Annotated in this window: 31 protein-coding genes and 1 pseudogene; 21 read left to right on the top strand and 11 right to left on the bottom strand. The window is 55.3% G+C overall.

Translation table 11 applies throughout. The features are described from left to right. The first annotated feature begins 280 nt into the window (after window positions 1-280). Window positions 281-361, top strand: a complete 81-nt coding sequence (locus O1722_RS08975) for a hypothetical protein (RefSeq protein WP_418235935.1) — start codon at window positions 281-283, stop codon at window positions 359-361. After that, the gene (locus O1722_RS08970) at window positions 348-572 is read left to right on the top strand and encodes a DUF2594 family protein (protein WP_003859644.1); all 225 of its coding nucleotides are present in this window, start codon (window positions 348-350) and stop codon (window positions 570-572) included. The genes O1722_RS08975 and O1722_RS08970 overlap by 14 nt, the downstream gene beginning before the upstream one ends. Window positions 573-636: 64 nt before the next feature. On the opposite strand, the gene sdiA is transcribed toward O1722_RS08970, so the two are convergent. The 8 genes from sdiA to O1722_RS08930 form a co-directional block, all read right to left on the bottom strand. Beyond that, on the bottom strand, window positions 637-1359 hold the full coding sequence (gene sdiA, locus O1722_RS08965; RefSeq protein ID WP_017384479.1) for a quorum-sensing transcriptional regulator SdiA: 723 nt from the start codon (window positions 1357-1359) through the stop codon (window positions 637-639). A gap of 223 nt (window positions 1360-1582) precedes the next feature. Then, complete coding sequence (tcyN, locus tag O1722_RS08960) at window positions 1583-2335, bottom strand: L-cystine ABC transporter ATP-binding protein TcyN (RefSeq protein ID WP_003859634.1); 753 nt, start codon at window positions 2333-2335, stop codon at window positions 1583-1585. Further along, window positions 2332-3000, bottom strand: a complete 669-nt coding sequence (gene tcyL / locus O1722_RS08955; RefSeq protein WP_003859632.1) for a cystine ABC transporter permease — start codon at window positions 2998-3000, stop codon at window positions 2332-2334. The genes tcyN and tcyL overlap by 4 nt, the downstream gene beginning before the upstream one ends. A 21-nt stretch (window positions 3001-3021) precedes the next feature. After that, window positions 3022-4008 (bottom strand): D-cysteine desulfhydrase, encoded by a 987-nt coding sequence (gene dcyD, locus O1722_RS08950; RefSeq protein WP_017693220.1) that lies wholly within the window; start codon window positions 4006-4008, stop codon window positions 3022-3024. Window positions 4009-4111: 103 nt separating this feature from the next. After that, on the bottom strand, window positions 4112-4912 hold the full coding sequence (tcyJ, locus tag O1722_RS08945; RefSeq protein WP_003859627.1) for a cystine ABC transporter substrate-binding protein: 801 nt from the start codon (window positions 4910-4912) through the stop codon (window positions 4112-4114). A gap of 86 nt (window positions 4913-4998) precedes the next feature. Further along, a complete protein-coding gene (fliZ, locus tag O1722_RS08940; RefSeq protein WP_015570235.1) occupies window positions 4999-5550 on the bottom strand; it encodes a flagella biosynthesis regulatory protein FliZ in 552 nt (183 codons plus the stop codon). Window positions 5551-5604: 54 nt separating this feature from the next. Further along, entirely contained in the window at window positions 5605-6324 is a 720-nt protein-coding gene (locus O1722_RS08935) for an RNA polymerase sigma factor FliA (RefSeq protein WP_003859623.1), read from the bottom strand. Between the two features lie 163 nt (window positions 6325-6487). Beyond that, entirely contained in the window at window positions 6488-7747 is a 1260-nt protein-coding gene (locus O1722_RS08930) for a FliC/FljB family flagellin (RefSeq protein WP_032669597.1), read from the bottom strand. Window positions 7748-8016: 269 nt separating this feature from the next. Between O1722_RS08930 and fliD the strand changes: the two genes are divergently transcribed. The 4 genes from fliD to amyA all read left to right on the top strand — a co-directional run bounded on the left by fliD (window position 8017) and on the right by amyA (window position 11827). After that, the gene (gene fliD, locus O1722_RS08925; protein WP_017693218.1) at window positions 8017-9429 is read left to right on the top strand and encodes a flagellar filament capping protein FliD; all 1413 of its coding nucleotides are present in this window, start codon (window positions 8017-8019) and stop codon (window positions 9427-9429) included. Window positions 9430-9459: 30 nt separating this feature from the next. Next, complete coding sequence (fliS, locus tag O1722_RS08920; protein ID WP_003859616.1) at window positions 9460-9870, top strand: flagellar export chaperone FliS; 411 nt, start codon at window positions 9460-9462, stop codon at window positions 9868-9870. Further along, the gene (gene fliT / locus O1722_RS08915; RefSeq protein WP_006811148.1) at window positions 9870-10241 is read left to right on the top strand and encodes a flagella biosynthesis regulatory protein FliT; all 372 of its coding nucleotides are present in this window, start codon (window positions 9870-9872) and stop codon (window positions 10239-10241) included. The genes fliS and fliT overlap by 1 nt, the downstream gene beginning before the upstream one ends. A 98-nt stretch (window positions 10242-10339) precedes the next feature. Further along, window positions 10340-11827: an alpha-amylase gene (gene amyA / locus O1722_RS08910; protein ID WP_032671684.1), complete on the top strand. Its 1488-nt coding sequence runs from the start codon at window positions 10340-10342 to the stop codon at window positions 11825-11827. A 102-nt stretch (window positions 11828-11929) separates the two neighbouring features. On the opposite strand, the gene yedD is transcribed toward amyA, so the two are convergent. Both yedD and fliE read right to left on the bottom strand, forming a co-directional pair. Beyond that, window positions 11930-12343 (bottom strand): lipoprotein YedD, encoded by a 414-nt coding sequence (gene yedD / locus O1722_RS08905; protein WP_003859613.1) that lies wholly within the window; start codon window positions 12341-12343, stop codon window positions 11930-11932. Window positions 12344-12418: 75 nt separating this feature from the next. Then, window positions 12419-12733, bottom strand: coding sequence for a flagellar hook-basal body complex protein FliE (gene fliE / locus O1722_RS08900; RefSeq protein WP_003859612.1), 315 nt, complete (start codon window positions 12731-12733; stop codon window positions 12419-12421). Window positions 12734-12961: 228 nt separating this feature from the next. Here fliE and fliF point away from each other — a divergent pair, with 228 nt between their 5' ends. From fliF to rcsA, 14 genes and pseudogenes are all read left to right on the top strand, one after another. Continuing rightward, window positions 12962-14644, top strand: a complete 1683-nt coding sequence (fliF, locus tag O1722_RS08895; RefSeq protein ID WP_017383346.1) for a flagellar basal-body MS-ring/collar protein FliF — start codon at window positions 12962-12964, stop codon at window positions 14642-14644. After that, entirely contained in the window at window positions 14637-15635 is a 999-nt protein-coding gene (gene fliG / locus O1722_RS08890) for a flagellar motor switch protein FliG (protein WP_003859608.1), read from the top strand. Before fliF ends, fliG begins: the two co-directional genes overlap by 8 nt. Continuing rightward, window positions 15628-16335, top strand: a complete 708-nt coding sequence (gene fliH, locus O1722_RS08885; RefSeq protein ID WP_033486936.1) for a flagellar assembly protein FliH — start codon at window positions 15628-15630, stop codon at window positions 16333-16335. The genes fliG and fliH overlap by 8 nt, the downstream gene beginning before the upstream one ends. Beyond that, a complete protein-coding gene (fliI, locus tag O1722_RS08880; protein ID WP_017693144.1) occupies window positions 16335-17705 on the top strand; it encodes a flagellar protein export ATPase FliI in 1371 nt (456 codons plus the stop codon). Before fliH ends, fliI begins: the two co-directional genes overlap by 1 nt. 21 nt (window positions 17706-17726) lie before the next feature. Then, entirely contained in the window at window positions 17727-18170 is a 444-nt protein-coding gene (fliJ, locus tag O1722_RS08875) for a flagellar export protein FliJ (protein WP_017383343.1), read from the top strand. Then, on the top strand, window positions 18167-19381 hold the full coding sequence (gene fliK / locus O1722_RS08870; protein ID WP_045339036.1) for a flagellar hook length control protein FliK: 1215 nt from the start codon (window positions 18167-18169) through the stop codon (window positions 19379-19381). The genes fliJ and fliK overlap by 4 nt, the downstream gene beginning before the upstream one ends. Before the next feature lie 106 nt (window positions 19382-19487). Then, a complete protein-coding gene (gene fliL / locus O1722_RS08865) occupies window positions 19488-19958 on the top strand; it encodes a flagellar basal body-associated protein FliL (RefSeq protein ID WP_003859598.1) in 471 nt (156 codons plus the stop codon). A gap of 4 nt (window positions 19959-19962) precedes the next feature. Further along, window positions 19963-20967: a flagellar motor switch protein FliM gene (gene fliM, locus O1722_RS08860; protein WP_003859594.1), complete on the top strand. Its 1005-nt coding sequence runs from the start codon at window positions 19963-19965 to the stop codon at window positions 20965-20967. Further along, window positions 20964-21377: a flagellar motor switch protein FliN gene (gene fliN, locus O1722_RS08855; protein WP_003859592.1), complete on the top strand. Its 414-nt coding sequence runs from the start codon at window positions 20964-20966 to the stop codon at window positions 21375-21377. The genes fliM and fliN overlap by 4 nt, the downstream gene beginning before the upstream one ends. A gap of 2 nt (window positions 21378-21379) precedes the next feature. After that, on the top strand, window positions 21380-21754 hold the full coding sequence (gene fliO / locus O1722_RS08850) for a flagellar biosynthetic protein FliO (protein WP_015572438.1): 375 nt from the start codon (window positions 21380-21382) through the stop codon (window positions 21752-21754). Beyond that, window positions 21754-22491 carry a flagellar type III secretion system pore protein FliP gene (gene fliP, locus O1722_RS08845; protein WP_015572437.1) on the top strand — a complete coding sequence of 246 codons (738 nt, stop codon included), beginning with the start codon at window positions 21754-21756 and terminating at the stop codon, window positions 22489-22491. Before fliO ends, fliP begins: the two co-directional genes overlap by 1 nt. Before the next feature lie 10 nt (window positions 22492-22501). Continuing rightward, a complete protein-coding gene (gene fliQ, locus O1722_RS08840; RefSeq protein ID WP_003859587.1) occupies window positions 22502-22771 on the top strand; it encodes a flagellar biosynthesis protein FliQ in 270 nt (89 codons plus the stop codon). A gap of 6 nt (window positions 22772-22777) precedes the next feature. After that, window positions 22778-23570, top strand: a pseudogene (gene fliR, locus O1722_RS08835) (flagellar biosynthetic protein FliR); the annotation flags it as partial. 290 nt (window positions 23571-23860) lie between these two features. Further along, on the top strand, window positions 23861-24484 hold the full coding sequence (gene rcsA, locus O1722_RS08830; protein WP_017383340.1) for a transcriptional regulator RcsA: 624 nt from the start codon (window positions 23861-23863) through the stop codon (window positions 24482-24484). A gap of 99 nt (window positions 24485-24583) precedes the next feature. Here the strand turns inward: rcsA and dsrB are convergent, their stop codons facing one another. Further along, window positions 24584-24772: a protein DsrB gene (gene dsrB, locus O1722_RS08825; protein ID WP_003859583.1), complete on the bottom strand. Its 189-nt coding sequence runs from the start codon at window positions 24770-24772 to the stop codon at window positions 24584-24586. A 128-nt stretch (window positions 24773-24900) separates the two neighbouring features. On the opposite strand from dsrB, the gene yodD reads away from it, so the two are divergent. Continuing rightward, a complete protein-coding gene (gene yodD / locus O1722_RS08820) occupies window positions 24901-25128 on the top strand; it encodes a YodD family peroxide/acid resistance protein (RefSeq protein WP_017383339.1) in 228 nt (75 codons plus the stop codon). The last annotated feature ends 56 nt before the right edge of the window (window positions 25129-25184 follow it).

Genomic DNA, 25184 nt, shown 5'->3' with positions numbered 1-25184 from the left:
TGGAAATTAAGCTGTACAGTAAGTGGAAAGAAAACCCTTGCCCGCCGGGCTTTTACCGCTATTTTTTAGCATCGACATTCGAAAAGTTACTAAAACAGTTGTTAACTCAAACGAAAAAGAGCGCGCGATTTTTTGTAACAACAATTAACGAATGGCGAACCGGGGATAAACATTTAATTGTCGCTAACATATTGGACAGAGTACCTTCATAATCCGCGCCGCCCAATAATCACTGCGCGATAAGTATAAAAAACAACCACTGCATTTTTTGCCGTAGCTTGTGGTATACTCCGCCGCCTTAACTTTCATCGTCGCGCTCATGCGCTGTTTTATAATGAGGAAAATAAATGAGCACACCTGAATTTGCCACTGCCGAGAATAACCAGGAACTGGCACAGGAAGTAAACTGCCTTAAGTCGCTGCTGACGCTTATGCTACAGGCGATGGGCCAGGCTGATGCTGGTCGTGTGATCATTAAAATGGAAAAACAGATCGCGCAGATGGAAGACCAGGCGGAATCCGCTGTTTTTGCCAATACGGTTAAGCAAATTAAACAAGCCTACCGCCAGTAACAAAAACGGCTGGATGCAAAGCATTCAGCCGTTTTCTCGTCTGACACGCAGAACGTGATATCAGTCAGATAAGCCCCGTCGCCGCGGCATAACACGCTATCTGGATCTTATTCGGTGCGTTGAATTTCTTCTGCATATTCTTTTGATGGAAATTGACGGTATTTTCCGAGATGGAGAGAATGATGGCGATTTCTGCCGACGTCTTCCCTTCTGCGGTCCACTTCAGAATTTCCCGCTCACGCTTGCTGAATTTCATTTCAGGCGGCATCACCGTCTCATGTTCAAAGCGCAACAGTGTAGTGAGCGCCATCTGGACGAGCATTTGTAAACGCAGCTCAACTTCTTCACTGGATATCGAGTGTGCCTGTAAGCTGGTACATGACACGGAGAGGAAACCGAGCGCATGATTTGGCATCATCAGACACTGCGTTATTCCCTTGCGTAAACCGTGGTCCCGCGCGCCGTCCCATAATTGCTGGGCATCCGTGAATAATTCATCCGTCCAGGGCAAATGTCCCTGAATGAAATTCTCCGGCTTCAGCACCGGGTCAATGGCGAAATAATTCTCGGACTGATATTGCGCCATCCATTGTTGCGGATAACTGGAATGGACGGAGGTTCGCGGGCGGGTAAATGGCACAGGGTGTCGAACACAAAGCGCATAATAATCGAATTCAAGCGCCTGCGTTTGTCGCTGAAGTTCCTGATATACCTCTTCGGCACAGGTCATTTCCTGAAACCGGAGGAAGCATTCCCGTCGCCAGGTGAAAAAGTCTATATCCCTCATACTTACTGAATGAAGCCTCTGATAAAGATAATCATTATTATGGTGAATATAACCTAACACATAAAGCATGATTATTTATATAAAATATCGGCCACAGGCAGATTATCTTTAATTTGGCGATGGCTTATCCACATCAGGCGGAATAAAAAAGCAACAGAACGGAGTTTAAGGGAGGATAATTTGCTCCAGAAGCGGCATCTGGAGCAAATTGAACGCTAAAATGCTACTGCATTAAGAATTTTTCAAGGAACTGACGGGTACGGGGCTGCTGCGGATTGGCAAACAGCGCTTTAGCCGGCCCCTGCTCAACTATTCTCCCCTGATCCATGAAAATAGCCCGATCGGCAACGTCGCGAGCGAAGCTCATTTCATGCGTCACAATCACCATCGTGCGTTTCTCCTGCGCCAGCTGTCGGATCGTGTTCAGTACTTCCCCGACCAGCTCAGGATCGAGCGCGGATGTGGGTTCGTCAAACAGGATCACATCCGGGCGCATCGCCAGCGCGCGCGCAATGGCGACACGCTGCTGCTGCCCGCCAGATAAGCGACGCGGATAGCTCGTCTCCTTCCCTGCCAGCCCAACCTTCGCCAGCAGCTCGCGGGCGCGGACCGTCGCGTCTTCCTTAGGTTCCCCCTTGACGATGACCGGCCCTTCAATAATGTTTTCCAGCACCGTGCGGTGCGGAAAGAGATTAAAGCTCTGGAACACGAAGCCGACATGCTGGCGCAGGCGGCGAATCAGCCCTTTTTGCTGGCTGATGGGTTTCCCGGTATCAATGGTGATATCACCCACGCGGATCGTCCCGCCTTCGGGCTGCTCCAGTAAATTGATGCTGCGCAGCAGCGTGGTTTTGCCTGACCCGCTCGGGCCGATAATTGCTACCACTTCGCCCTGCTCAACCTCAAGGTCAATGCCATGCAGCACCGTTTGCCCGTGGAATTTTTTCACCAGGTTTTTGACGTCAATTGCACTCATTTTGGATCACGCTCCTGGCGGTTAAGCTGGTTTTCAAAATAGTTTTGCAGAGCGGACAGTACCGTCGCCATCACCCAGTAAATCAGCGAGGCCGCCAGATACATGGTAAACACTTCCAGCGTGCGCGAGGTGATCAGCTGCGCCTGACGGAACAGCTCCGGCACCTGAATGGTCGCCGCAAGCGAGGTGTCTTTCACGAGGCTGATAAAGCTGTTGCTCAGCGGCGGCAACGCCACGCGCGCCGCCTGGGGCAGGATCGCTCGGCGCAGCGTCTGCCACGGGGTCATCCCGATACTGGCAGCCGCTTCCCACTGTCCTTTATCGATGGACGAGATCGCCGCACGCAGCGTTTCAGAGGTGTACGCCGCCGTATTCAGCGACAGGCCAATCATCGCCGCCGGGATCGGATCCAGCTCGATACCGAACTGTGGCAGACCGTAGTAAATCATAAACAGCTGGGCGATAAGCGGCGTTCCGCGGAACACGGAGATGTAAAACCGCGCCAGCCACCGCACCGGCCAGATGTTCGACATGCGCATCAGTGCCAGCACAAACCCGAGCACCAGCCCGAAGAACATCCCGCCGATACTGAGCTGTAAAGTAAACACCGCGCCCTTAAGCAAGAACGGCAGCGAATCAATAACCAGTTGAATACTTTCTTGCATTATTATTTTTCTACCTGATTTTTAGACATGAGGATGATAGGCAAACAGCGCAGGCGCCCCGCCAGTATGAACAAACAAAATGGGTCCTTCATCCTTAAAGCGCTTGCGGGCGATGCCGTCGATCAGGCCCGCCATTGCCTTGCCGGTATAGACCGGGTCGAGCAGAATACCTTCGAGACGGGCCAGCAGCTTAACGGCCTCCATCCCTTCATCATTGGGGGTGCCATAGCCCGGCGCGAAATAGTCATCCCACAGCAGTATTTCCGCCTTCGCCTGAAGCGCAAGCTGTTCAGCCACCGCCTGTTGCAGGGTGACGACTTTCGGCTTCTGGTCCGCAACGCTTCTGGAAACCGTCACGCCAATCAGCTCGACCTCCGGCATCAGTTGCTCAAGCCCGACCGCTAAACCAGCATGGGTCCCCGCACTGCCGGACGCCACCACCACCGAGGATAAACTCACCGCGCCTTCGCACTGCTGAGCGATTTCCAGCGCGCTCTCAACATAGCCGAGGGCACCCAGCGCATTCGAGCCGCCAACCGGGATCACGTACGGACGAAAACCCTGCGCTTCCAGACGCGTCGCCAGCTCGTCGAGCTGTGCAGCCGGGTCGGTCAACGCGTCGACCATTTCAACCTGCACGTTGAACAGATCCAGCAGCAAACGGTTACCGTTAGTCAGGTAATTCTCTGCCTGCGTCCCGATCGGGTTCTCCAGCAGGGCTACGCAGTGGAGTCCCAGCTTCGCCGCCACTGCCGCCGTCTGGCGAACGTGGTTAGACTGAATTGCCCCGGCGGTGATCAGCGTGTCCGCCCCCTCACGCAGAGCATCGGCGGCGAGAAACTCCAGCTTGCGCAGCTTATTTCCGCCCATCGCCATGGGCGTCACATCGTCACGCTTAATGAATATATCGCGCCCCAGGTAGTCAGAAAATCGCGGCAGATACTCCAGCGGCGTGGGTGCGCCGATAAATTCCAGACGGGGAAAGCGCGTTAAATTCTGTAGTGACATGGTTCCTCCGGTCACGCAAACAATTGTTATTTCATTATGCACGCAGACGCGCGAGAAATAAAAAAGGCGCTTTTAAAAGCGCCTTTTTTTGTCAGTCAGAGACTTATTTCGTCACGTCTGCACCAAACCACTTCTCAGAAAGCGCCTTCAGGCTACCGTCTTTCTGCATCTCAGCAATGGCGCCGTCGATGGCTTTCAGCAGATCCTCGTTACCTTTACGCACCGCCACGCCGGATTCCTGACGGGAGAACGCATCACCCGCGACAGCCAGGGTATTGTTGGTTTTCTTCACCAGATCCAGCGCTGCCAGGCGGTCAACCAGAATGGCGTCAATACGGCCTACGCGCAGATCCTGGTATTTCGTCGGGTCATCATCGTAGGTACGGATGTCCACGCCCTGCACATTCTGGCGCAGCCACTCCTCGTAGTTGGTGCCCAGACCGACGCCGACTTTCTTACCTTTCAGATCCGCTGCGGATTTGATACTGCCTTCGTTACCTTTCTTCACCAGCGCCTGAATACCGGACACGGTGTACGGCGTGGAGAAGTCATACTTCTTCTTACGCTCGTCAGAAATGGTTACCTGGTTAATCACCACGTCAATACGTTTGGAATCCAGTGACGCCAGCATCCCGTCCCATTTGGTGGGTTTCAGGGAGGCTTTAACGCCGAGGTGTTTTGCCAGCTCCTGCGCAAACTCCACTTCAAAACCGGTCAGTTTACCGTCGTCGCCCTGGAAGCTGAACGGAGGATAGGTTCCTTCCAGCCCAACCAGCAGCGTGCCGCGCTCTTTAACTTTGTTGAGCAGATTCTCTGCCGCGAACGTTTTCACGCTCATCCCCGCGACCAGCGCAACGGCCATCATCCCCATCAGCGCCTGACGACCCAGAAGTGCTAATTTCATAAGTACCCCGATACAGTGGAATTTTTGAGTAGTGTAGAGAAATCGCCTGCAACGTCAAAGGCGGCTGCGCTACATCTTATTCTTTTTTAATATATATCAGAAGTTGTTCCGGCGCGGACTTTCTGCTTTATGACGCCCGGCATCTGGACTTTATATTGCGCGTACTTTCGCAGCGCGATGCGGTAATTATTGGTACTGGTGGCGGGCAACCAGGGTTCCAGATTTTCATCCAGGTATCCGGTCGTCAGCAGATCGCGGGAGATATTTTGCATGGTCAAATGCTGACCCAGGCGGCGCAGGCGAACCACGTATTCACGCACGGTGCCGTGACTCATCTCCGTTTGTTCAAACAGGAATTGCTTGAAGCCGATAATATCGAAGAAGTCGCTTTGCTCTTTGCAATGGAGATCGCCACAGAAACGGCAAAGCGCTACCCACTCTTTTTGCTCTTCAAGCCAGGCGGCTTCATCCATCAGCGTGTCGAGGCGGGAAATCGCAATCTTATTCACGATTTCACCGCGACGAACCAGCGTGATGCGGTCGAGTAATTTTTTACAGTGGGCGCAATGCGTCTGGCTGTGTTTAAAGTCTTTCAGGTAGCGGCTTAAAGGCCGTCTTTTAGATTGCTGCACCGTCATGATAACTCCTGGTTGTCAATACGTTGTGCGGCATTTCCAAGGCGAATAACTCACCTATAACTTACCCAGTTTTGTGCGCAGGCGTTTAATGGCCTGGCTGTGCAGCTGGCTCACCCGTGACTCGCCCACCTCCAGCACGGCGCCAATCTCTTTGAGATTGAGCTCTTCCTGGTAATAGAGGGTTAACACCAGTTGCTCACGTTCCGGTAAAGCTTCGATCGCTTCCATCACGCGCTGGCGTAAATTTCCTTCCAGTAAGTGGTGTAACGGGTTTTCTTGCTGGTGTTCATCGGTCACCAGCTCGATGCTATCGCCATGCTCTTCGCGCCACTCATCATAAGAGAAGAGTTGGCTGTTATTGGTATCGAGCAACATCTGGCGATACTCTTCAACAGGAATGCCCAGACGCTCCGCTACTTCGGTTTCCGTCGCGTTGCGCCCCAGTTCCTGCTCCAGCTGTCCCATCGCATGCGCCACTTCGCGCGCGTTGCGGCGAACGCTGCGCGGCACCCAGTCGCGGCTGCGCAGCTCGTCCAGCATCGCACCACGAATACGCTGCACTGCGTAAGTCGTAAATGCCGTTCCTTGCAGAGCGTCGTACCGGTCAACTGCATTCAATAACCCGATACCGCCCGCCTGTAGCAGATCGTCCAGTTCCACGCTCGCCGGCAAACGCACCTGGAGGCGCAATGCTTCGTGACGCACCAGCGGAACATAACGCTGCCACAGCGAGTGTTTATCCATTACACCTTCAGCGGTATAGAGTGAATTCACGATAAACAGCCCTGCGTTAGTTGAGTTATCGGCATGATTATCCGATTCTGGAGGGGTTTTAATCGGGTGAATAGTGGGTGAAATGAGGGGTTATTTGGGGGGTTACGCGTAAATGCGGACAGAAAAAACCCCGCCGAAGCGGGGTTTAAGCGTAATCAGGCGATTAGCCTTGCAGCAGAGACAGAACCTGCTGAGGAACCTGGTTAGCTTTGGACAGCACGGAGTTACCGGCCTGCTGAACGATCTGCGCTTTAGACATGTTGGACACTTCGGTCGCATAGTCGGCGTCCTGAATACGGGACTGCGCTTCAGACAGGTTGGTGGTGGTGTTGTTCAGGTTGGTTACGGCAGAGCTCAGACGGTTCTGAACCGCACCCAGTGAAGAACGGAATTTGTCTACGGACGCGATTGCTTTGTCCAGCAGAGCCAGTGGATCCGCAGTAGATGCGCCTTTGAATTCAGCCTTTGTGGTAATGTCGCCGACATCTTCACCGGTTGAATCAGTTGGAGCGTCACCACCATTTTTAATTGCATCTGCAGTAAGTGCGAAATTTTTGCCTTGAATAGTAACAAAGCCAGTTGCATCGCCAGTAGTAGGGTCTGCTGCCACTTTTACGTAGGTATCTTTAATACTACCTGAACCCGTTGCGTCAGTATAAGCTACTGTAGCTTTATTCAGTACAACATTACCAGTGGCGTCATCGACAGAAACGGCATAGTTATCTGAGCCGGAGCTTACGACGTACGTTCCGTTAGTAGAGTCTTGAACATTGTGTAACGTAAGGGTACTAGCATCTACATCCAGAGCTTTAGCAACGGCGTCCAGTTTAACATCTTTCAGAGCTCCAGAAGCTCCAACCTGAGTAATTGAATCACTCAGCTTAAGTGCGGTTCCTGCAACACCGAAACCTTTCAGACCCAATGTAGAAGAGTCAATTTTCTGCAGGTCAATAGAGATAGTCTGGCCATCATTCGCGCCAACCTGAATCTTCATGGAGCCGTCTTTAGCCAGCACGTTCACGCCGTTGAACTGAGTCTGACCAGATACACGGTCAATTTCGTCCAGACGGGATTTGATTTCGTCCTGGATTGAAGACAGGTCAGAATCAGAGTTAGTACCGGTAGTTGCCTGAACGGTCAGTTCACGAACACGCTGCAAGTTGTTGTTGATTTCAGACAGTGCGCCTTCAGTGGTCTGCGCCAGAGAGATACCGTCGTTAGCGTTACGTGCAGCCTGAGTCAGGCCTTTGATGTTAGAGGTGAAGCGGTTAGCGATAGCCTGGCCCGCAGCGTCATCTTTCGCGCTGTTGATACGCAGACCAGAAGACAGACGCTCGATAGAAGAAGACAGAGCGGACTGGTTCTTGTTGATGTTGTTCTGAGTGATCAGCGAGAGGCTGTTGGTATTAATGACTTGTGCCATGATTTCGATTCCTGTTGTTCATCAAATCTGTTTGGTTAGATTTGGGTTTCCACCCTTCGGCTTCATCGCCGTCAAAGGTGTTATCGTCTGGTCCAAACCAACCTTTAGATATTTTTTCAGGATCGCGTTAATTTTTTTAGCCACGGAAAAGCTCTTCTCTATTACCGTTATTCCCGCCATTAAAAAAAAGAAATTAACCGTAAACTTTCCCCCATTAAGGCCGATAACCCCACTATTCGTTCTACGTGTCGATAGATTAAGGAATAAATATGGCAAGTATTTCATCATTGGGGATTGGTTCGGGTCTTAAGTTAGCAGACATTCTGGATAGTCTGACCACGGCCGAAAAAGCACAGCTGACGCCAATTTCCAAACAACAGACATCGTATACCGCCAAGCTGAGCGCTTACGGCACGTTGAAAAGTTCACTGGAAGCGTTTCAGACCGCCAACACCGCGCTGAATAAAGCCGACCTGTTTACAGCGACCAGCACGTCGAGCAGTACCACGGCATTCAGCGCCACCACTACCGGCAGCGCGATTGCCGGTAAATACACCATCAGCGTGTCGCAGCTGGCGCAGGCGCAAACCCTGACGACCAAAAACGCGCAGCCGGATACCAAAACGGCCATTGCCACGGCTGACAGCAAGATCACCTTTACCGCCGGTAACGGTAAAGATCCGGTGACCGTAGATATCAGCGCGGCAAACTCCTCGCTGACCGGCATTCGCGATGCGATTAACAAAGCTGACGCCGGCGTGACCGCCAGTATTATTAACGTCGGTAATGGTCAGTACCGTCTGTCCATCACCTCCACCGAAACCGGGGCGGACAACGCGGTCAGCATCAGCGTGAGCGGCGACAGCGCCCTGCAATCCTTTATGGGTTACAACGGCACCAGCACCGACGCCAGCAACGGCATGACAGAAAGCGTCACCGCGCAGAACGCCAAGCTGAAGGTGAATAACGTCGATATCGAAAACAGCAGCAACACCATCAGCGATGCGCTGGAAGATATCACCCTGAACCTGAACGATGTCACCACCGGTAACCAGACGCTGACGATCGCTAAAGATACATCGAAAGCGGAAACGGCGATGAAAGCCTGGGTGGATGCCTACAACACCCTTCAGGACAGCTTTGCATCATTAACCAAATATACGGCAGTTGATGCGGGTACAGATGCGCAGGACTCCAGCAACGGTGCCCTGCTCGGGGACAGCACGCTGCGTACTATTCAGACGCAGCTGAAAACCATGCTGGGCAACTCCGTCGGCGGAACCGCCTATAAAACGCTGTCTCAGGTCGGCATTACTTCAGATCCAAGCACGGGCAAGCTGGAGCTGGACAGCGACAAGCTGAAAAAAGCGCTGACGGATAACCCGTCTGCCGTGAAAGATTTGGTTGTGGGTGACGGTAAAACCACCGGGATCACTACCACCATGGCCACCCATCTGACTGACTGGCTTTCCAGTAAAGGCATTATCCAGGCGGCCAAAGATGGCGTCAGCAAAACGCTGAACAAGTTAACGGATCAATATAACGCCGTGAGCGAACGTATTGACGCGAGAGTGGCGCAGTACAAAGCCCAGTTTACCCAGCTGGACGTACTGATGACCTCGCTGAACAACACCAGCAGCTACCTGACGCAGCAGTTCGAAAATACGTCCAGCAACAAGTAGTAAACGCTAATCAGACCCGAGGGGGATAACATGTACGGCGCAAAAGGCACGCAAGCCTACGCAAAGATAGAAGTTGAAAGCGCGGTGATGAGCGCCAGCCAGCAGCAGCTGGTTATCATGCTATTTGATGGAGCCCTCAGCGCGCTGGTACGCGCGCGTCTGTTCCTGGCAGACGGTAATATCCCGGCAAAAGGGCTGGCGCTCTCAAAAGCCATCAACATTATCGAAAACGGGCTGAAGGTTGGCCTGGTGGAAAATAACGGTGATGAGCTTACGCAAAACCTGATTGCCCTTTATGCCTATATGGTACGTCGCCTCCTGCACGCCAATGTGAATAACGACGCCAGCGCCATCGAAGAGGTGGAAAACTTGCTGCGCAATATCGCTGACGGGTGGAAGGAGGTTGCCGGTACGCCACAACTGATGCAGGACGCCGTCTAATGAGTAACGCACCGCAACTTTATGCCCTTTATCAGCAACTCCTTGAGCAGAGCCAGTTGATGTTGCGACTGGCCCGGCAGGGACTATGGGATGATCTGATCATCTGTGAAACCGACTATGTTAATGCGGTGCACTCACTGGCTCGTCTCACTCAGGAAAGTGAACCTTCGATGCAGATTCAGGAGCAGCTTCGCCCGACGCTGCGGGTGATCCTGGACAACGAAGGCCAGGTAAAAACGTTGCTGCAAGCCAGAATGGATGAACTGGCGAAGCTGGTTGGGCAATCCTCCATCCAGAAAACCGTTCTCTCCACCTACGGTAACCAGGGCGGTCATGTCCTGGTTCCGCAAAGTAATAGCGATATTAATTAGCCATTTAACTGGCGGGCAAACGTAAACCGTTTCGTTCGCCAGGCATTTCTGCCAAACCTGCTCCATACTTGAGTTTCGCGACCTCATGGAGATGGTGCATGCGCAACCCAACACTTTTACAATGTTTTCACTGGTACTACCCCACCGGCGGTGAACTGTGGCGAGAAGTCACGGCATTAGCCCCCAACCTGAACGAAATCGGCATCAATATGGTCTGGTTACCGCCGGCATACAAAGGGGCATCCGGCGGCTATTCCGTCGGGTATGACTCTTATGACCTTTTCGACCTCGGTGAGTTTGACCAGAAAGGCAGCGTCGCCACCAAATACGGCGATAAAGCCCAGCTGCTGGAGGCCATCAACGCCTTAAAAAGCAACCAGATTGCGGTGCTTCTGGACGTGGTGGTCAACCATAAAATGGGGGCCGATGAAAAGGAACCCGTCCGCGTGCAGCGTGTGGATGCTCAGGATCGCACCCAAATCAGCGATGAGATCATCGAATGCGAAGCCTGGACGCGTTACACCTTCCCCGTTCGGGCCGGGCAGTATTCGCAATTCATCTGGGATTACAAATGCTTCAGCGGTATCGACCACATTGAAAACCCCAATGAGGACGGTATCTTCAAAATCGTGAACGACTACACCGGCGAAGGCTGGAACGATCAGGTCGACGACGAGATGGGCAATTTCGATTACCTGATGGGTGAAAATATTGATTTTCGCAACCATGCGGTGACGGAGGAGATCAAATACTGGGCGCGCTGGGTGATGGAGCAAACCCACTGCGACGGCTTCCGCCTGGACGCGGTAAAACACATCCCGGCCTGGTTCTATAAAGAGTGGATTGAGCACGTCCAGGAGGTGGCCCCGCAGCCGCTGTTTATTGTGGCGGAATACTGGTCTCACGAAGTGGATAAATTGCAGCACTACATCAATCAGGTGGACGGCAAAACCATGCTGTTTGATGCGCCGCTGCAAATGAAATTTCACGAAGCGTCACGCCAGGGACGCGACTACGATATGAGCCAGATTTTCACCGGTACGCTAGTGGAAGCCGATCCGTTCCATGCCGTGACCCTGGTAGCCAACCACGATACCCAACCCTTGCAGGCGCTGGAAGCCCCGGTTGAAGCCTGGTTCAAACCGCTGGCCTACGCGCTCATCCTGCTGCGTGAAAACGGCGTGCCGAGCGTGTTCTATCCGGATCTTTTTGGCGCCAGCTATGACGACACCGGCGGGGATGGCGAGACGTATCACATTGATATGCCAGTGATCGAGCAGCTCCACGAGCTGATCCTCGCCCGACAGCGCTTCGCCCACGGCGTGCAGACGCTCTTTTTCGACCATCCAAACTGCATTGCCTTCAGCCGCAGCGGAACGGAGGATAACCCTGGCTGCGTGGTGGTGCTGTCGAACGGTGATGACGGCGAGAAGACCATCTGTCTCGGTGAGAATTACGGCAATAAAAACTGGCGTGATTTTTTGGGCAATCGCGAGGAAACCGTGACCACGGCGGCGGATGGCGAAGGGACGTTCTTCTGTAACGGGGGAAGCGTCAGCGTCTGGGTGATTGAGGACGCGCTGTAGTGCTGGGAAAGTGCGGCCTGATGCCCTCACCCCGACCCTCTCCCACCGGGAGAGGGAGCAAACCCTAAAAACGGCAATATGATTGCCGTTTTGCTTTTACCGCTACGGAAGCTTACTCTCCAGCGGATTCTTGCTCAGGTAATCTGCGCATTCCACTGTTGGACGGTCAACCTTGTACAGTTCCATACCGTCATACTCCAGCGCCGCCCCATCACGCTCCAGCGGATAGACATCCAGCTTACGCGTCACGTTGTAATAATCATCTGAACGCAGCATGATCTTACCCGGCACCGCGATAACGCGCTGCCACTGACGGCAATCCAGCGTATCCCCCTCTGGCGTCACCACCAGCGTGGCGATCGCTTCCGGGCTCACCATCGCGCTCTGCGGCCCTTTCGACTGCCAGTAACCTGCCAGTTGCGAAGGTACCGGGTGCTTAATCACTTCCTGGTAGTTATCGACCTGAACACATCCCGCTAACGTCAGCATCGCAGCCACAATTGCTACTTTTTTCATCATCTTTCCTGCATGCGAAGAAAAAAATATTGTGGCATTAAAGCCATCAGGCTGCCAGCGTAAGATAGGTATTGATTAAACCTGCATCCCCATCACTTCCTGGTATGCCGACACCAGCTTGTTACGCACCTGCAACCCCATCTGCAATGACACCGACGCTTTTTGCAGATCGGCCATCACATCGTTGAGCGCCACGCCGGGTTCGCCAAGGGTAAATCTCTCAGCCTGGGTACGGGCCGCGTTTTGCTTGTCGCTGATCCGGTCCAGCGCCGCATGCAGTTGACCGGCGAAGCTAACGCCCGGCGGCTGGTCAGCCACGCTCTGATTACGGGCGGTCATCGCCGTTGCCTGTAACTGACTGAGTACCCCTTCAATGCCCTGTATAGCCATGACTCTCCCCTGGATGGTTTTTTACGAGGTCAAGACTAACAGCTTGTCAATAAGATAATGGCGGTAAATAGCGTTAAAAAACCAGGTTATTTGACGCATAGAAAATCCCGAATCATCAAATAATGGCAGGGCCATCAGTATGGAACTTTTGTCGTGTTTGCCGACCCGGGAGTCAGTTTTGTTTCTCTACACGAATAACGTAAACCACCAGGATTTAAGAGGTGCGCAATGAGTGCGACAGCAGCATCGACAGCGCCACAGAATAAATCACTCGAGTGGATGAACCGCCTTCGCGCCAACCCTAAGATCCCGTTGATTGTGGCAGGCGCTGCCGCCATTGCGATCGTTGTCGCGATGGTCTTATGGGCAAAAAGCCCGGATTACCGCACGCTCTACAGCAACCTTTCCGACCAGGATGGCGGTGCCATCGTCACCCAGTTAACCCAGATGAACATCCCGTATCGCTTTGCCGATAACGGTGGTGCGCTTGAAGTACCGGCAGATAAAGTGCACGAGCTTCGCCTGCGTCTCGCCCAGCAGGGGCTGCCAAAAGGCGGCGCGGTTGGGTTTGAGCTGCTGGATCAGGAAAAATTCGGCATCAGTCAGTTCAGCGAGCAGGTTAACTATCAGCGCGCACTGGAAGGTGAGCTGGCCCGTACGATTGAAACCTTAGGCCCGGTGAAAAGTGCCCGCGTGCACCTGGCGATGCCTAAGCCGTCCCTGTTTGTCCGTGAACAAAAGTCCCCTTCGGCCTCTGTGACCGTTAACCTCGAACCTGGCCGTGCGCTGGATGAAGGGCAGATCAGCGCCGTCACGCACCTGGTCTCCAGTGCGGTGGCCGGCCTGCCGCCGGGTAACGTTACGCTGGTGGATCAGAGTGGTCATCTGCTGACGCAGTCCAACACCGCAGGGCGCGATCTCAACGACGCTCAGCTGAAATACGCCGCGGATGTGGAAGGCCGTCTCCAGCGTCGCATCGAAGCGATTCTGGGCCCGGTGGTCGGCAGCAGCAACGTACACGCGCAGGTCACAGCGCAGATTGATTTCTCGAATAAAGAACAGACCGAAGAGCAGTACGCCCCGAACGGGGATGCCTCCCGCGCCGTGTTACGCTCGCGTCAGATCAATGAGACGGAACAGGTCGGCGGACAGTATCCTGGCGGTGTGCCGGGCGCGCTCTCTAACCAGCCAGCGCCTGCCAACGCCGCGCCAATCTCCACCCCGCCGGCAAACCCGCAGAACGGTCAGCAAACGAATCAGCAGACGACCTCGACCGCGAACAGTACCGGCCCGCGTAACAGCAGCCGTAACGAAACGACCAACTACGAAGTCGACCGGACTATCCGCCATACCAAACTGAACACGGGCGATATTCAGCGTCTCTCTGTTGCCGTGGTGGTGAACTACAAAACGCTGCCGGACGGTAAACCGCTGCCGCTCACAGCGGAGCAGATGAAGCAGATCGAAGATTTAACCCGCGAAGCGATGGGCTTCTCTGAAAAACGTGGCGATACCCTCAACGTTGTGAACTCACCGTTCAACCCGGTGGATGAGACCGGTGGCGAACTGCCGTTCTGGCAACAGCAGGCGTTCTTCGATCAGCTAATGTCCGCAGGCCGCTGGCTGCTGGTGCTGATTGTCGCGTGGCTGCTGTGGCGTAAGGGCGTTCGTCCTCAGCTACAGCGCCGTGCTGAAGCCGAGAAAGCCGCGCTGGAACAGAAGAACGCGCGTCCGGACGAGGAAGAAGCGGTTGAAGTTCGTCTCAGCAAAGATGAACAGATGCAGCAGCGCCGTGCTAACCAGCGTATGGGCGCAGAGGTGATGAGCCAGCGCATTCGCGAAATGTCAGATAACGATCCGCGCGTCGTCGCGCTGGTCATCCGCGGTTGGATGGGTAACGAACATGAGTAATACGCTTACAGGCACCGATAAAAGCGTCATCCTGCTGATGACCATTGGCGAAGATCGCGCGGCGGAAGTGTTTAAACACCTCTCCCAGCGAGAAGTGCAGATCCTCAGCGCGGCGATGGCCAACGTGCGCCAGATCTCCAACAAGCAGCTGACAGAAGTGCTGGCGGAGTTTGAGCAGGAAGCCGAGCAGTTTGCCGCGCTCAACGTCAACGCCAACGAATACCTGCGCTCCGTGCTGGTTAAGGCGCTGGGCGAAGAGCGCGCCGCCAGCCTGCTGGAAGATATTCTCGAAACGCGCGACACCGCCAGCGGGATCGAAACGCTCAACTTTATGGAGCCGCAAAGCGCCGCCGATCTTATTCGCGACGAGCACCCGCAGATTATCGCCACCATTCTGGTCCACCTCAAACGGGGTCAGGCGGCCGATATTCTGGCGCTGTTCGACGAGCGCCTGCGCCACGACGTGATGCTGCGTATCGCCACCTTCGGCGGCGTCCAGCCGGCCGCGCTGGCGGAGCTGACCGAAGTGCTGAACAACCTGCTCGACGGCCAGAACCTCAAGCGCAGCAAAATGGGTGGCGTGAGAACGGCAGCGGAAATCATCAACCTGATGAAAACGCAGCAGGAAGAGGCGGTTATTACGGCGGTACGCGAGTTCGACGGCGAGCTGGCGCAGAAAATTATCGACGAGATGTTCCTGTTCGAAAACCTGGTCGAAGTGGACGACCGCAGCATCCAGCGCCTGCTCCAGGAGGTGGACTCCGAATCGCTGCTTATCGCCCTCAAAGGCGCCGAGCAGCCGCTGCGCGAGAAATTCCTGCGCAACATGTCCCAGCGTGCGGCCGATATCCTGCGCGACGACCTGGCCAACCGTGGCCCGGTGCGTTTGTCTCAGGTGGAAAACGAACAGAAGGCGATCCTGCTTATTGTTCGTCGTCTGGCAGAAACCGGCGAGATGGTGATTGGCAGCGGAGACGACACCTATGTCTGATGAACTGTCGTGGAAGCGCTGGACGCCTGACGACCTCTCCCCTCCCACCGCAGAGTTCACCCCTGCCGTTGTGTCGTCCGACGAGGGCGACGCCGGGGCGGGCATCCCCGAGCTGAGTGAAGAGGAACAGCGCGCCCAGATGCTGGCCCAGATGCAAATGCAGGCGCACGAGCAGGGCTTCAACGCCGGGATGAACGAAGGCCGTCAGACCGGGCAAGCACAGGGTTATCAGGAAGGGCTGGCGAAAGGTTTAGAGCAGGGCATCGAGCAGGCGCGCCAGCAGCAGGCGCCGCTGCATGCCCGCATGCAGCAACTGGTGAGCGAGTTTCAGCACACGCTGGATGCGCTCGACAGCGTGATTGCCTCGCGCCTGATGCAGATGGCGCTGGAGGCGGCCCGTCAGGTGATCGGCCAGACGCCGGTAGTGGATAACGCCGCGCTGATTAAGCAGATCCAGGGGCTGCTCCAGCAGGAGCCGCTGTTCAGCGGCAAACCGCAGCTGCGCGTTCATCCTGATGATTTGCAGCGCGTGGAAGAGAGCCTCGGCGCGACGCTAAGCCTGCACGGCTGGCGGCTGCGCGGCGATCCGTCGCTCCATCACGGAGGCTGTAAGGTCTCGGCGGATGAGGGCGATCTGGATGCCAGCGTCGCGACCCGCTGGCAGGAACTGTGCCGCCTGGCGGCACCGGGAGTCGTCTGATGACCGCTCGCCTTACGCGCTGGCTTAACACGCTCGATAATTTTGAAACGAAGATGGCGCAGCTGCCATCCGTTCGTCGTTATGGACGCCTGACGCGCGCCACCGGTCTGGTCCTGGAAGCCACGGGGCTGCAACTTCCGCTCGGCGCCACCTGCGTGATTGAGCGTCAGGACGGGGGGGAGACGCGTGAAGTGGAAAGCGAAGTGGTCGGGTTCAACGGTCAGCGCCTGTTTCTGATGCCCCTTGAAGAAGTGGAAGGGATTTTGCCCGGCGCCCGCGTCTACGCGAAAAACATCAGCGGTGACGGCCTGCAAAGCGGCAAACAGCTCCCGCTCGGTCCGGCGCTGCTGGGCCGCGTGCTGGACGGAAGCGGCAAACCGCTCGATGGCCTGCCCTCCCCTGATACCACCGAAACCGGCGCGCTGATCACCCAACCCTTCAACCCGCTGCAACGCACGCCAATCGAGCACGTACTGGATACCGGCGTGCGGCCGATTAACGCCCTGCTCACCGTGGGACGCGGCCAGCGTATGGGGCTGTTTGCCGGCTCCGGCGTGGGTAAATCGGTCCTGCTCGGCATGATGGCGCGTTATACCCAGGCGGACGTTATCGTGGTTGGCCTGATTGGTGAGCGTGGTCGCGAAGTCAAAGATTTCATCGAAAACATTCTGGGTGCGGAGGGCCGCGCCCGTTCGGTGGTGATCGCCGCGCCTGCGGACGTGTCGCCGCTACTGCGTATGCAGGGTGCCGCCTACGCCACGCGTATTGCGGAAGATTTCCGCGACCGGGGCCAGCACGTGCTGCTGATTATGGACTCCCTGACCCGCTACGCGATGGCGCAGCGTGAGATTGCGCTGGCCATCGGCGAGCCGCCCGCGACCAAAGGCTACCCGCCGTCGGTCTTCGCCAAGCTCCCGGCGTTGGTTGAGCGCGCGGGGAACGGCATCAGCGGCGGCGGCTCCATCACCGCGTTCTATACGGTACTGACCGAAGGCGATGACCAGCAGGACCCGATTGCCGACTCCGCGCGCGCGATCCTCGACGGCCATATCGTGCTGTCGCGCCGTCTGGCCGAAGCCGGGCACTATCCGGCAATTGATATTGAAGCCTCGATCAGCCGTGCGATGACGGCCTTGATCACCGAGCAACACTACGCCCGCGTGCGTAACTTCAAACAACTGCTCTCCAGCTTCCAGCGCAACCGCGATCTGGTAAGCGTCGGGGCGTACGCCAAAGGCAGCGACCCGATGCTCGATAAAGCGATTGCCCTGTGGCCGCAGCTGGAGGCATTTCTGCAACAGGGTATTTTTGAACGCGCCGACTGGGAAGATTCCCTCCAGGCACTGGAGCTGATTTTCCCGCAGGTGTAACACAGGTGGAGGGCGAAGGTCATGGCGCAGAACAGCGCGTTATCAACGCTGAAAGATCTGGCTGAAAAAGAAGTTGATGATGCCGCATTGCAGCTTGGCGCAATGCGACGCGGGTGCCAGCAGGCTGAAGAACAGTTGAAGATGTTAATCGACTATCAGCATGAATATCGCACCAACCTTAACACCGACATGGCGCAAGGCATTGGTAGCCAGCGCTGGATTAACTATCAGCAGTTTATCCAGACGCTGGAAAAGGCGATTGAGCAGCATCGCCAGCAGCTCAACCAGTGGACGCAAAAAGTCGATACCGCGCTGAATTTCTGGCGCGAGAAAAAACAGCGGTTGCAGGCCTGGCAAACCTTACAGGACCGACAGATTGCAGCCTCGACCCTGGCGGAAAACCGTCTGGATCAGAAAAAAATGGATGAGTTTGCCCAGCGCGCATCAATGAGGAAACCAGAATGATCACACTGCAACAACTGCTGATGACCGACAGCGACCCGTCCGGCGGCACGCTGACCGGGAAAGGCGCTGAGGGCGCGCAAGATTTTCTTTCTCTGCTGGCGGGCGCGCTGACCGAGACCACCGGCAAAGGCAAAGATGCCCCGCTGACGCTGGCGGATCTGAAAGCGGCGGGCAACAAGCTGTCGACAGCGGCAAAGGAAAAAAACGGTGATACCACGCTCCAGGCCAAAATCGCCGAACTGCTCTCCCGTCAGGAGACCCTGACTGGTGAAGATACCGCCGTCTCCCTGCAAAGCCTCGTCTCCGGCCTGAAACCCGCCGCGAATACGGATGCGCTGAAGGCGCTGACCCAGCCGGAGGCGAAAACAAACAGCGAGACCACGACTGAAGAAGAGGAGCTGGCCGGGTTAAGCGCGCTGATGGCGATGTTACCGCACCAGCAGACCACCATCCCGGTAGCGACGCAGCCTGCGAGCACCGGGGAGATCGCCCCCCGTGCCGCCCTCCCCTCTGCGCTAGCCCAGACGGACAACGGCCAGCATCAGCCGCTTAGCCATGCGTTAACGGGTCAGGAAAAAATGCCGGTTCAGGACAGCGACACATCGTTGCCCGCCACGGCAGCCGTTACGCCAGCCGTCGCCGCCGTCGCAGAGAAGCAGGACGTAGCGAGCGCGGCGTCGTCTGCCGCCAGCCCAACCGCGACGCTGGCACCGATCGTCAGTCACCTGGCGCCTTCACAGCCTGCCGCTACCGTTGCGACAGCGCCGGTGTTAAGCCAGCCGCTGGGCACGCACGAATGGCAGCAGAATCTGAGCCAGCACATCACCCTGTTCACAAAGCAGGGACAGCAGACCGCAGAGCTGCGTCTGCACCCGGAAGATCTGGGTCAGGTGCAAATTTCGCTTAAGCTGGATGACAACCAGGCGCAGTTGCAGATGGTTTCGCCCCACAGCCACGTCCGCGCGGCGCTGGAAGCGGCCCTGCCGATCCTGCGCACGCAGCTTGCGGAAAACGGCATTCAGCTTTCCCAAAGCAGCGTCAGCAGCGAGGGCTTTGCCGGGCAACAGCAGTCCTCATCCGGGCAGCAACAGCACACTTCGCGTTCCGGCCAGCATGGCGGGTTTAACGATGAGAGTGAAGAGTTATTGCCTGCCCCTGCCGCCCTGCAATCCGCCGCGCGCGGCAGCCGTGCCGTAGACATCTTTGCCTAAACGCCAGAGGTAACGTGATTATCCCCGTCTTTTCCACGCTTTGACCTAAGCCGGACACGGGATAATCACCGTATTAAGCTGTACCGAAACAGGAAGCTCGTATCAGATGACAGACTCCGCTATCACCAAAAAAAGCAAGCGTTCCATCTGGATCCCGCTGCTGGTGTTGATTACCCTCGCGGCCTGCGCCACCGCAGGCTACAGTTACTGGCGTATGCAGCAGGAACCCTCCAGCGCGGCCGCCAAAGCTGAAGCGCCGCCTCCACCGGCGCCGGTCTTCTACCCGCTGGATACGTTCACCGTGAACCTGGGCGATGCGGATCGCGTGCTTTACGTGGGTATTACGCTGCGTCTGAAAGATGAAGCGACCCGTGCACGCCTGAACGACTACCTGCCAGAAGTGCGTAGCCGTCTGCTGCTGCTGTTTTCTCGTCAGGATGCCTCCGCGCTCGCCACCGATGTGGGCAAGCAAAAGCTGGTCGATGCCATTAAACAGACGCTGGCGACCCCGCTGGTAAACGGCCAACCTAAGCAGGAAGTCACTGACGTTCTGTATACAGCCTTCATTCTGCGGTAACGACATGGGCGACAGTATTCTTTCTCAGGCAGAAATCGATGCGCTGCTCAACGGCGACAGCGATAAAAGTGACGAACCGAAGCCGGGTCTGACCGGCGATGATAATATTCGTCCCTACGATCCCAATACCCAGCGTCGCGTGGTGCGCGAGCGTTTACAGGCGCTGGAGATCATCAACGAACGTTTCGCACGTCAGTTCCGTATGGGGTTGTTTAACCTGCTGCGTCGTAGCCCGGATATCACCGTCGGTGCGATCCGCATTCAGCCGTATCATGAGTTTGCCCGCAACCTGCCGGTGCCAACCAACCTTAACCTGATCCATCTGAAACCGCTGCGCGGTACCGGTCTGGTTGTGTTCTCGCCAAGCCTGGTGTTCATCGCGGTGGATAACCTGTTCGGTGGCGATGGCCGTTTCCCGACCAAAGTGGAAGGCCGCGAGTTTACCCATACCGAACAGCGTGTGATTAACCGCATGCTGAAGCTTGCGCTGGAATCCTACAGCGACGCGTGGAAAGCGATTAACCCGCTGGAAGTCGAGTACGTGCGTTCCGAGATGCAGGTGAAGTTTACCAACATCACCACCTCCCCGAATGACATCGTCGTGAACACCCCGTTCCACGTCGAGATCGGCAACCTGACGGGCGAGTTCAACATCTGCCTGCCGTTCAGCATGATTGAACCGCTGCGCGAACTGCTGGTGAACCCGCCGCTGGAGAACTCACGTCACGAAGATCAGAACTGGCGTGAAAACCTGGTGCGTCAGGTGCAGCATTCGCAGCTGGAGCTGGTGGCCAACTTCGCCGACATCTCCATGCGGTTATCGCAGATCCTGAAATTACAACCCGGCGACGTTTTGCCGATAGATAAACCCGACCGCATTATTGCCCATGTGGATGGCGTACCCGTGCTGACAAGCCAGTACGGCACGATTAACGGCCAGTATGCGTTACGCGTTGAGCACTTGATCAACCCGATTTTGAATTCGCTGAATGAGGAACAGCCCAAATGAGTGACATGAACAATCCGTCCGATGAAAACAGCGGAGCACTGGACGATCTGTGGGCTGACGCGTTAAACGAGCAGAAAACGACGCCGACGAAAAGCGCGGCAGACGCGGTCTTTCAGCAGTTAGGCGGCGGCGACGTCAGCGGCACGTTGCAGGACATCGACCTGATTATGGACATTCCGGTCAAGCTGACCGTTGAGCTGGGTCGCACCCGCATGACCATTAAAGAGCTGCTGCGCCTGACGCAGGGTTCCGTGGTGGCGCTTGACGGTTTAGCGGGTGAGCCGCTGGATATTCTGATCAACGGCTACCTGATTGCACAGGGCGAAGTAGTGGTGGTGGCCGATAAATACGGCGTACGTATCACCGACATCATTACCCCTTCCGAACGCATGCGTCGTCTGAGTCGTTAAGTATGAAAACCCAGGCAACACTGTCCGCGCCCTCCGCCGTACCCGGCTCACCGCTGCTCCAGGTGAGCGGCGCGCTGTTCGGTATTATTGCCTTTATCCTTATCGCCGCCTGGCTGGCAAAGCGTTTCGGTCTGGCGGGGAAAACGGCCGGTACCCGCGGGTTGAAGGTCAGCGCCAGCACACCGCTAGGACCGCGCGAGCGCGTGGTCATTGTGGAGGTGGAAGATGCACGACTGGTGCTGGGCGTGACCGCCTCCAGCATTAACGTCCTTCACACGCTCCCCCCTGCGCCTGTCACGGTGGAGGCTAACGCCCAGGCCCCTGCGGATTTCCAGTCCGTAATGAAGAGTTTGCTCAAGCGTCCCGGGAGATCCTGATGCGCCGTTTGTTATTCCTTACGCTGACAGGCCTGGGCCTGTTCGCGCCCTCTGTGTATGCGCAACTGCCGGGGCTGGTTTCCACGCCGCTGGCGAACGGTGGACAAAGCTGGTCCCTGTCCGTGCAGACGCTGGTATTCATCACCTCGCTGACCTTTATCCCGGCGATCCTGCTAATGATGACCAGCTTCACCCGCATCATCATTGTGTTTGGCCTGCTGCGCAACGCGCTCGGCACGCCGTCCGCGCCGCCCAATCAGGTGCTGCTGGGTTTAGCCCTGTTCCTGACCTTTTTCATTATGTCGCCGGTTATCGACAAGATTTACACCGAGGCCTACCAGCCGTTCAGCGAAGATAAAATTTCCATGCAGGTTGCCCTGGAAAAGGGCGCGCAGCCATTACGTGAATTTATGCTTCGCCAGACGCGCGAAGCGGATCTGGCCCTGTTTGCCCGTCTCGCTAACACGGGTGAGTTACAGGGGCCGGAAGCGGTGCCGATGCGCATTCTGCTCCCGGCGTATGTGACCAGTGAGCTCAAAACGGCGTTCCAGATTGGCTTCACCATTTTCATTCCGTTCCTGATTATTGACCTGGTGATCGCCAGCGTCCTGATGGCGCTCGGGATGATGATGGTCCCACCCGCAACCATTGCCCTGCCCTTTAAGATCATGCTGTTCGTGCTGGTCGACGGTTGGCAGCTGCTGGTCAGCTCGCTGGCGCAGAGTTTCTACAGTTGAGGAGCGCGCAATGACGCCTGAGTCGGTCATGATGATGGGCACGGAGGCGATGAAAGTCGCGATTGCCGTCGCCGCGCCCCTGCTGCTGGTTGCGCTGGTCACCGGTCTGATTATCAGTATTCTCCAGGCCGCCACGCAGATTAACGAAATGACCCTGTCGTTCATCCCGAAGATCATTGCCGTCTTCGTGGCGATTATCGTTGCCGGGCCATGGATGCTCAATTTGCTGCTGGACTATATGCGCAACCTGTTCACCAATCTGCCTTACATCATCGGCTGACGGACGATGCTGCATTTCACCAGCGATCAGTTTGTTCAGTGGCTCGGGATCTATTTCTGGCCGATGCTGCGCATCATGGCGCTGATCTCCACCGCCCCCATACTCAGTGAAAAGTCGGTGCCTAAACGCGTCAAAATTGGGCTGGGCATCGTTATCACCATTATCGTTGCCCCTACCCTGCCAGCGGTGGATATCCCGATCTTTTCCCCGAATGCGATCTGGATTGCCCTGCAACAGGTGATGATTGGCGTGGCGGTCGGGTTTACGATGCAGCTCGCCTTCGCCGCGGTACGAACGGCGGGTGAACTTATCGGTTTGCAGATGGGCCTGTCTTTCGCGACGTTCGTTGACCCGGGCAGCCACCTGAATATGCCCGTGCTGGCGCGTATTATCGACCTGCTGGCGATGCTGTTGTTTCTCTCGTTCAACGGCCACCTGTGGCTCATCTCGATGCTGGTGGACACCTTCCACACGCTGCCGATTGGCGACAACCCGGTAAACAGCAACGCGTTTCTGGCGCTGGTGCGGGCTGCCGGGCTGATCTTCCTCAACGGGCTGATGCTGGCGCTGCCGATCATTACCCTGCTGCTCACCGTTAACCTCGCATTAGGTTTACTCAACCGAATGGCTCCGCAGCTGTCGGTATTCGTCATCGGCTTTCCGGTGACTTTGACGGTTGGCCTTTTATTAATGTCATTATTGATGCCACTTATCGCCCCCTTCTGCGAGCATTTATTCAGCGAGATATTCAATCTGTTAGCGGATATTGTCAGCGAACTTCCACGCAAATAATAACCCGCAGTGTTTGCAATGTCTTTCTGAGGATATTCCTAAAAATAATCTCGAAAAACATCTACCAGGATATATCTGACGCGGTTTAAATGTTTCTAACCACCTCACAATACTTAATATTTACTTTACTTTAAGATGATTCCTGGCAAATTATACGTAACTTTACGGGATAGTGAGTTCGCCTGAAAGTCTTTGTCATGCTCACAGGTTTTATTAGATTTTTTCCATCCCGTATGGCTGTTTATGAGCTCTCAGGCAGGTGGTGAATTATCGTTACGCATTGAGTGAGGGTATGCCATGTCAACGATCATTATGGATTTATGCAGCTACACCCGGCTAGGGTTAACCGGGTACTTAGCAAGCAGAGGGGTAAGAAAGAGAGACATCAACGATGCACACACCGTTGAAGAACTCGCAGCCGCTTGTGACGCCCACAAGCCCGGCGTGGTGTTTATTAATGAGGACTGTTTCATTCACGACCCCGCTAACAGTCAGCACATTAAGCAGATCATTAATCAGCATCCTAAGACCCTGTTTATTGTTTTTATGGCGATCGCCAATATTCATTTCGATGAGTATTTGTTGGTGCGTAAAAACTTATTAATCAGTTCGAAATCGATTAAACCAGAGTCGCTTGATGACATCCTGGGCGATTATTTGAATAAAGAAGTTAAGAATGTAGGGGCGGTTAACTTACCCACCCTATCATTAAGCAGAACTGAATCAAGTATGCTAAGAATGTGGATGGCTGGACAAGGGACAATTCAGATCTCAGACCAGATGAATATCAAGGCAAAAACAGTATCGTCACACAAAGGAAATATTAAAAGGAAAATTAAAACGCATAATAAGCAAGTCATATACCATGTCGTACGCCTGACAGATAATGTGACGAATGGGATTTTCGTTAATATGCGCTAATTTGCACGGCCATGTTATACCCTACCTTGATCTCTGGCCTGGCCAGAGATTTTGCTTTTCAGTAGCCGGAGCCGGGGAGAAGACGCCCCCGACGCCGCCCTATTCCGCCGTTTCCACAAAGATCCCATCCGGGTGCCCCAGTTCGTTGAAGAACCAGATGCCGAGCGGGTAATCTTCCAGCGACACCAGATACATTGTGCCTTCATTAAACTCTTCTATAGCCAGCACCACGCCCGGGCGGCGCGGCCCACCGTCCGTTTTGACGGTTACCCGATCGTTGACCTTCATACATTCCTCCTGTGGTTTTGAGCCAGTGTAGAACAAATTGCATTGCCTGGCATCGCCACCTGGCGCGAATGGCGTTTTTGTGTGCGGTCTATACTTAACTGTTGAGACGATTAAATGAGGAACCCGCCATGAAGACCGACAAAGAGTACAGCGACACCATTAAGCGTGAGGTTGAAGTGGATGTCGATGCCCTGCTTGCCGCCATCAATGAAATCAGTGAGTCCGAAGTTCATCGCGCGGAGGATAATTCCGACCGTGTCGTGGTCAATGGTAGGGATTACCATACCTACCGTGAACTGGCTGAAGCATTCGAGCTGGATATCCATGACTTTAGCGTCTCGGAGACGAACCGCTAAGGCGAAAAAAATCCCGGTCATGGGGATGACCGGGATCAAACTTGCTTATGCAAGAA

The organism is Enterobacter cloacae complex sp. HYC003_NIDB, from assembly GCF_056673375.1.
The sequence above is the reverse complement of the archived record's forward strand: the minus strand, read 5'-3'. Positions and strand labels throughout refer to the sequence as shown.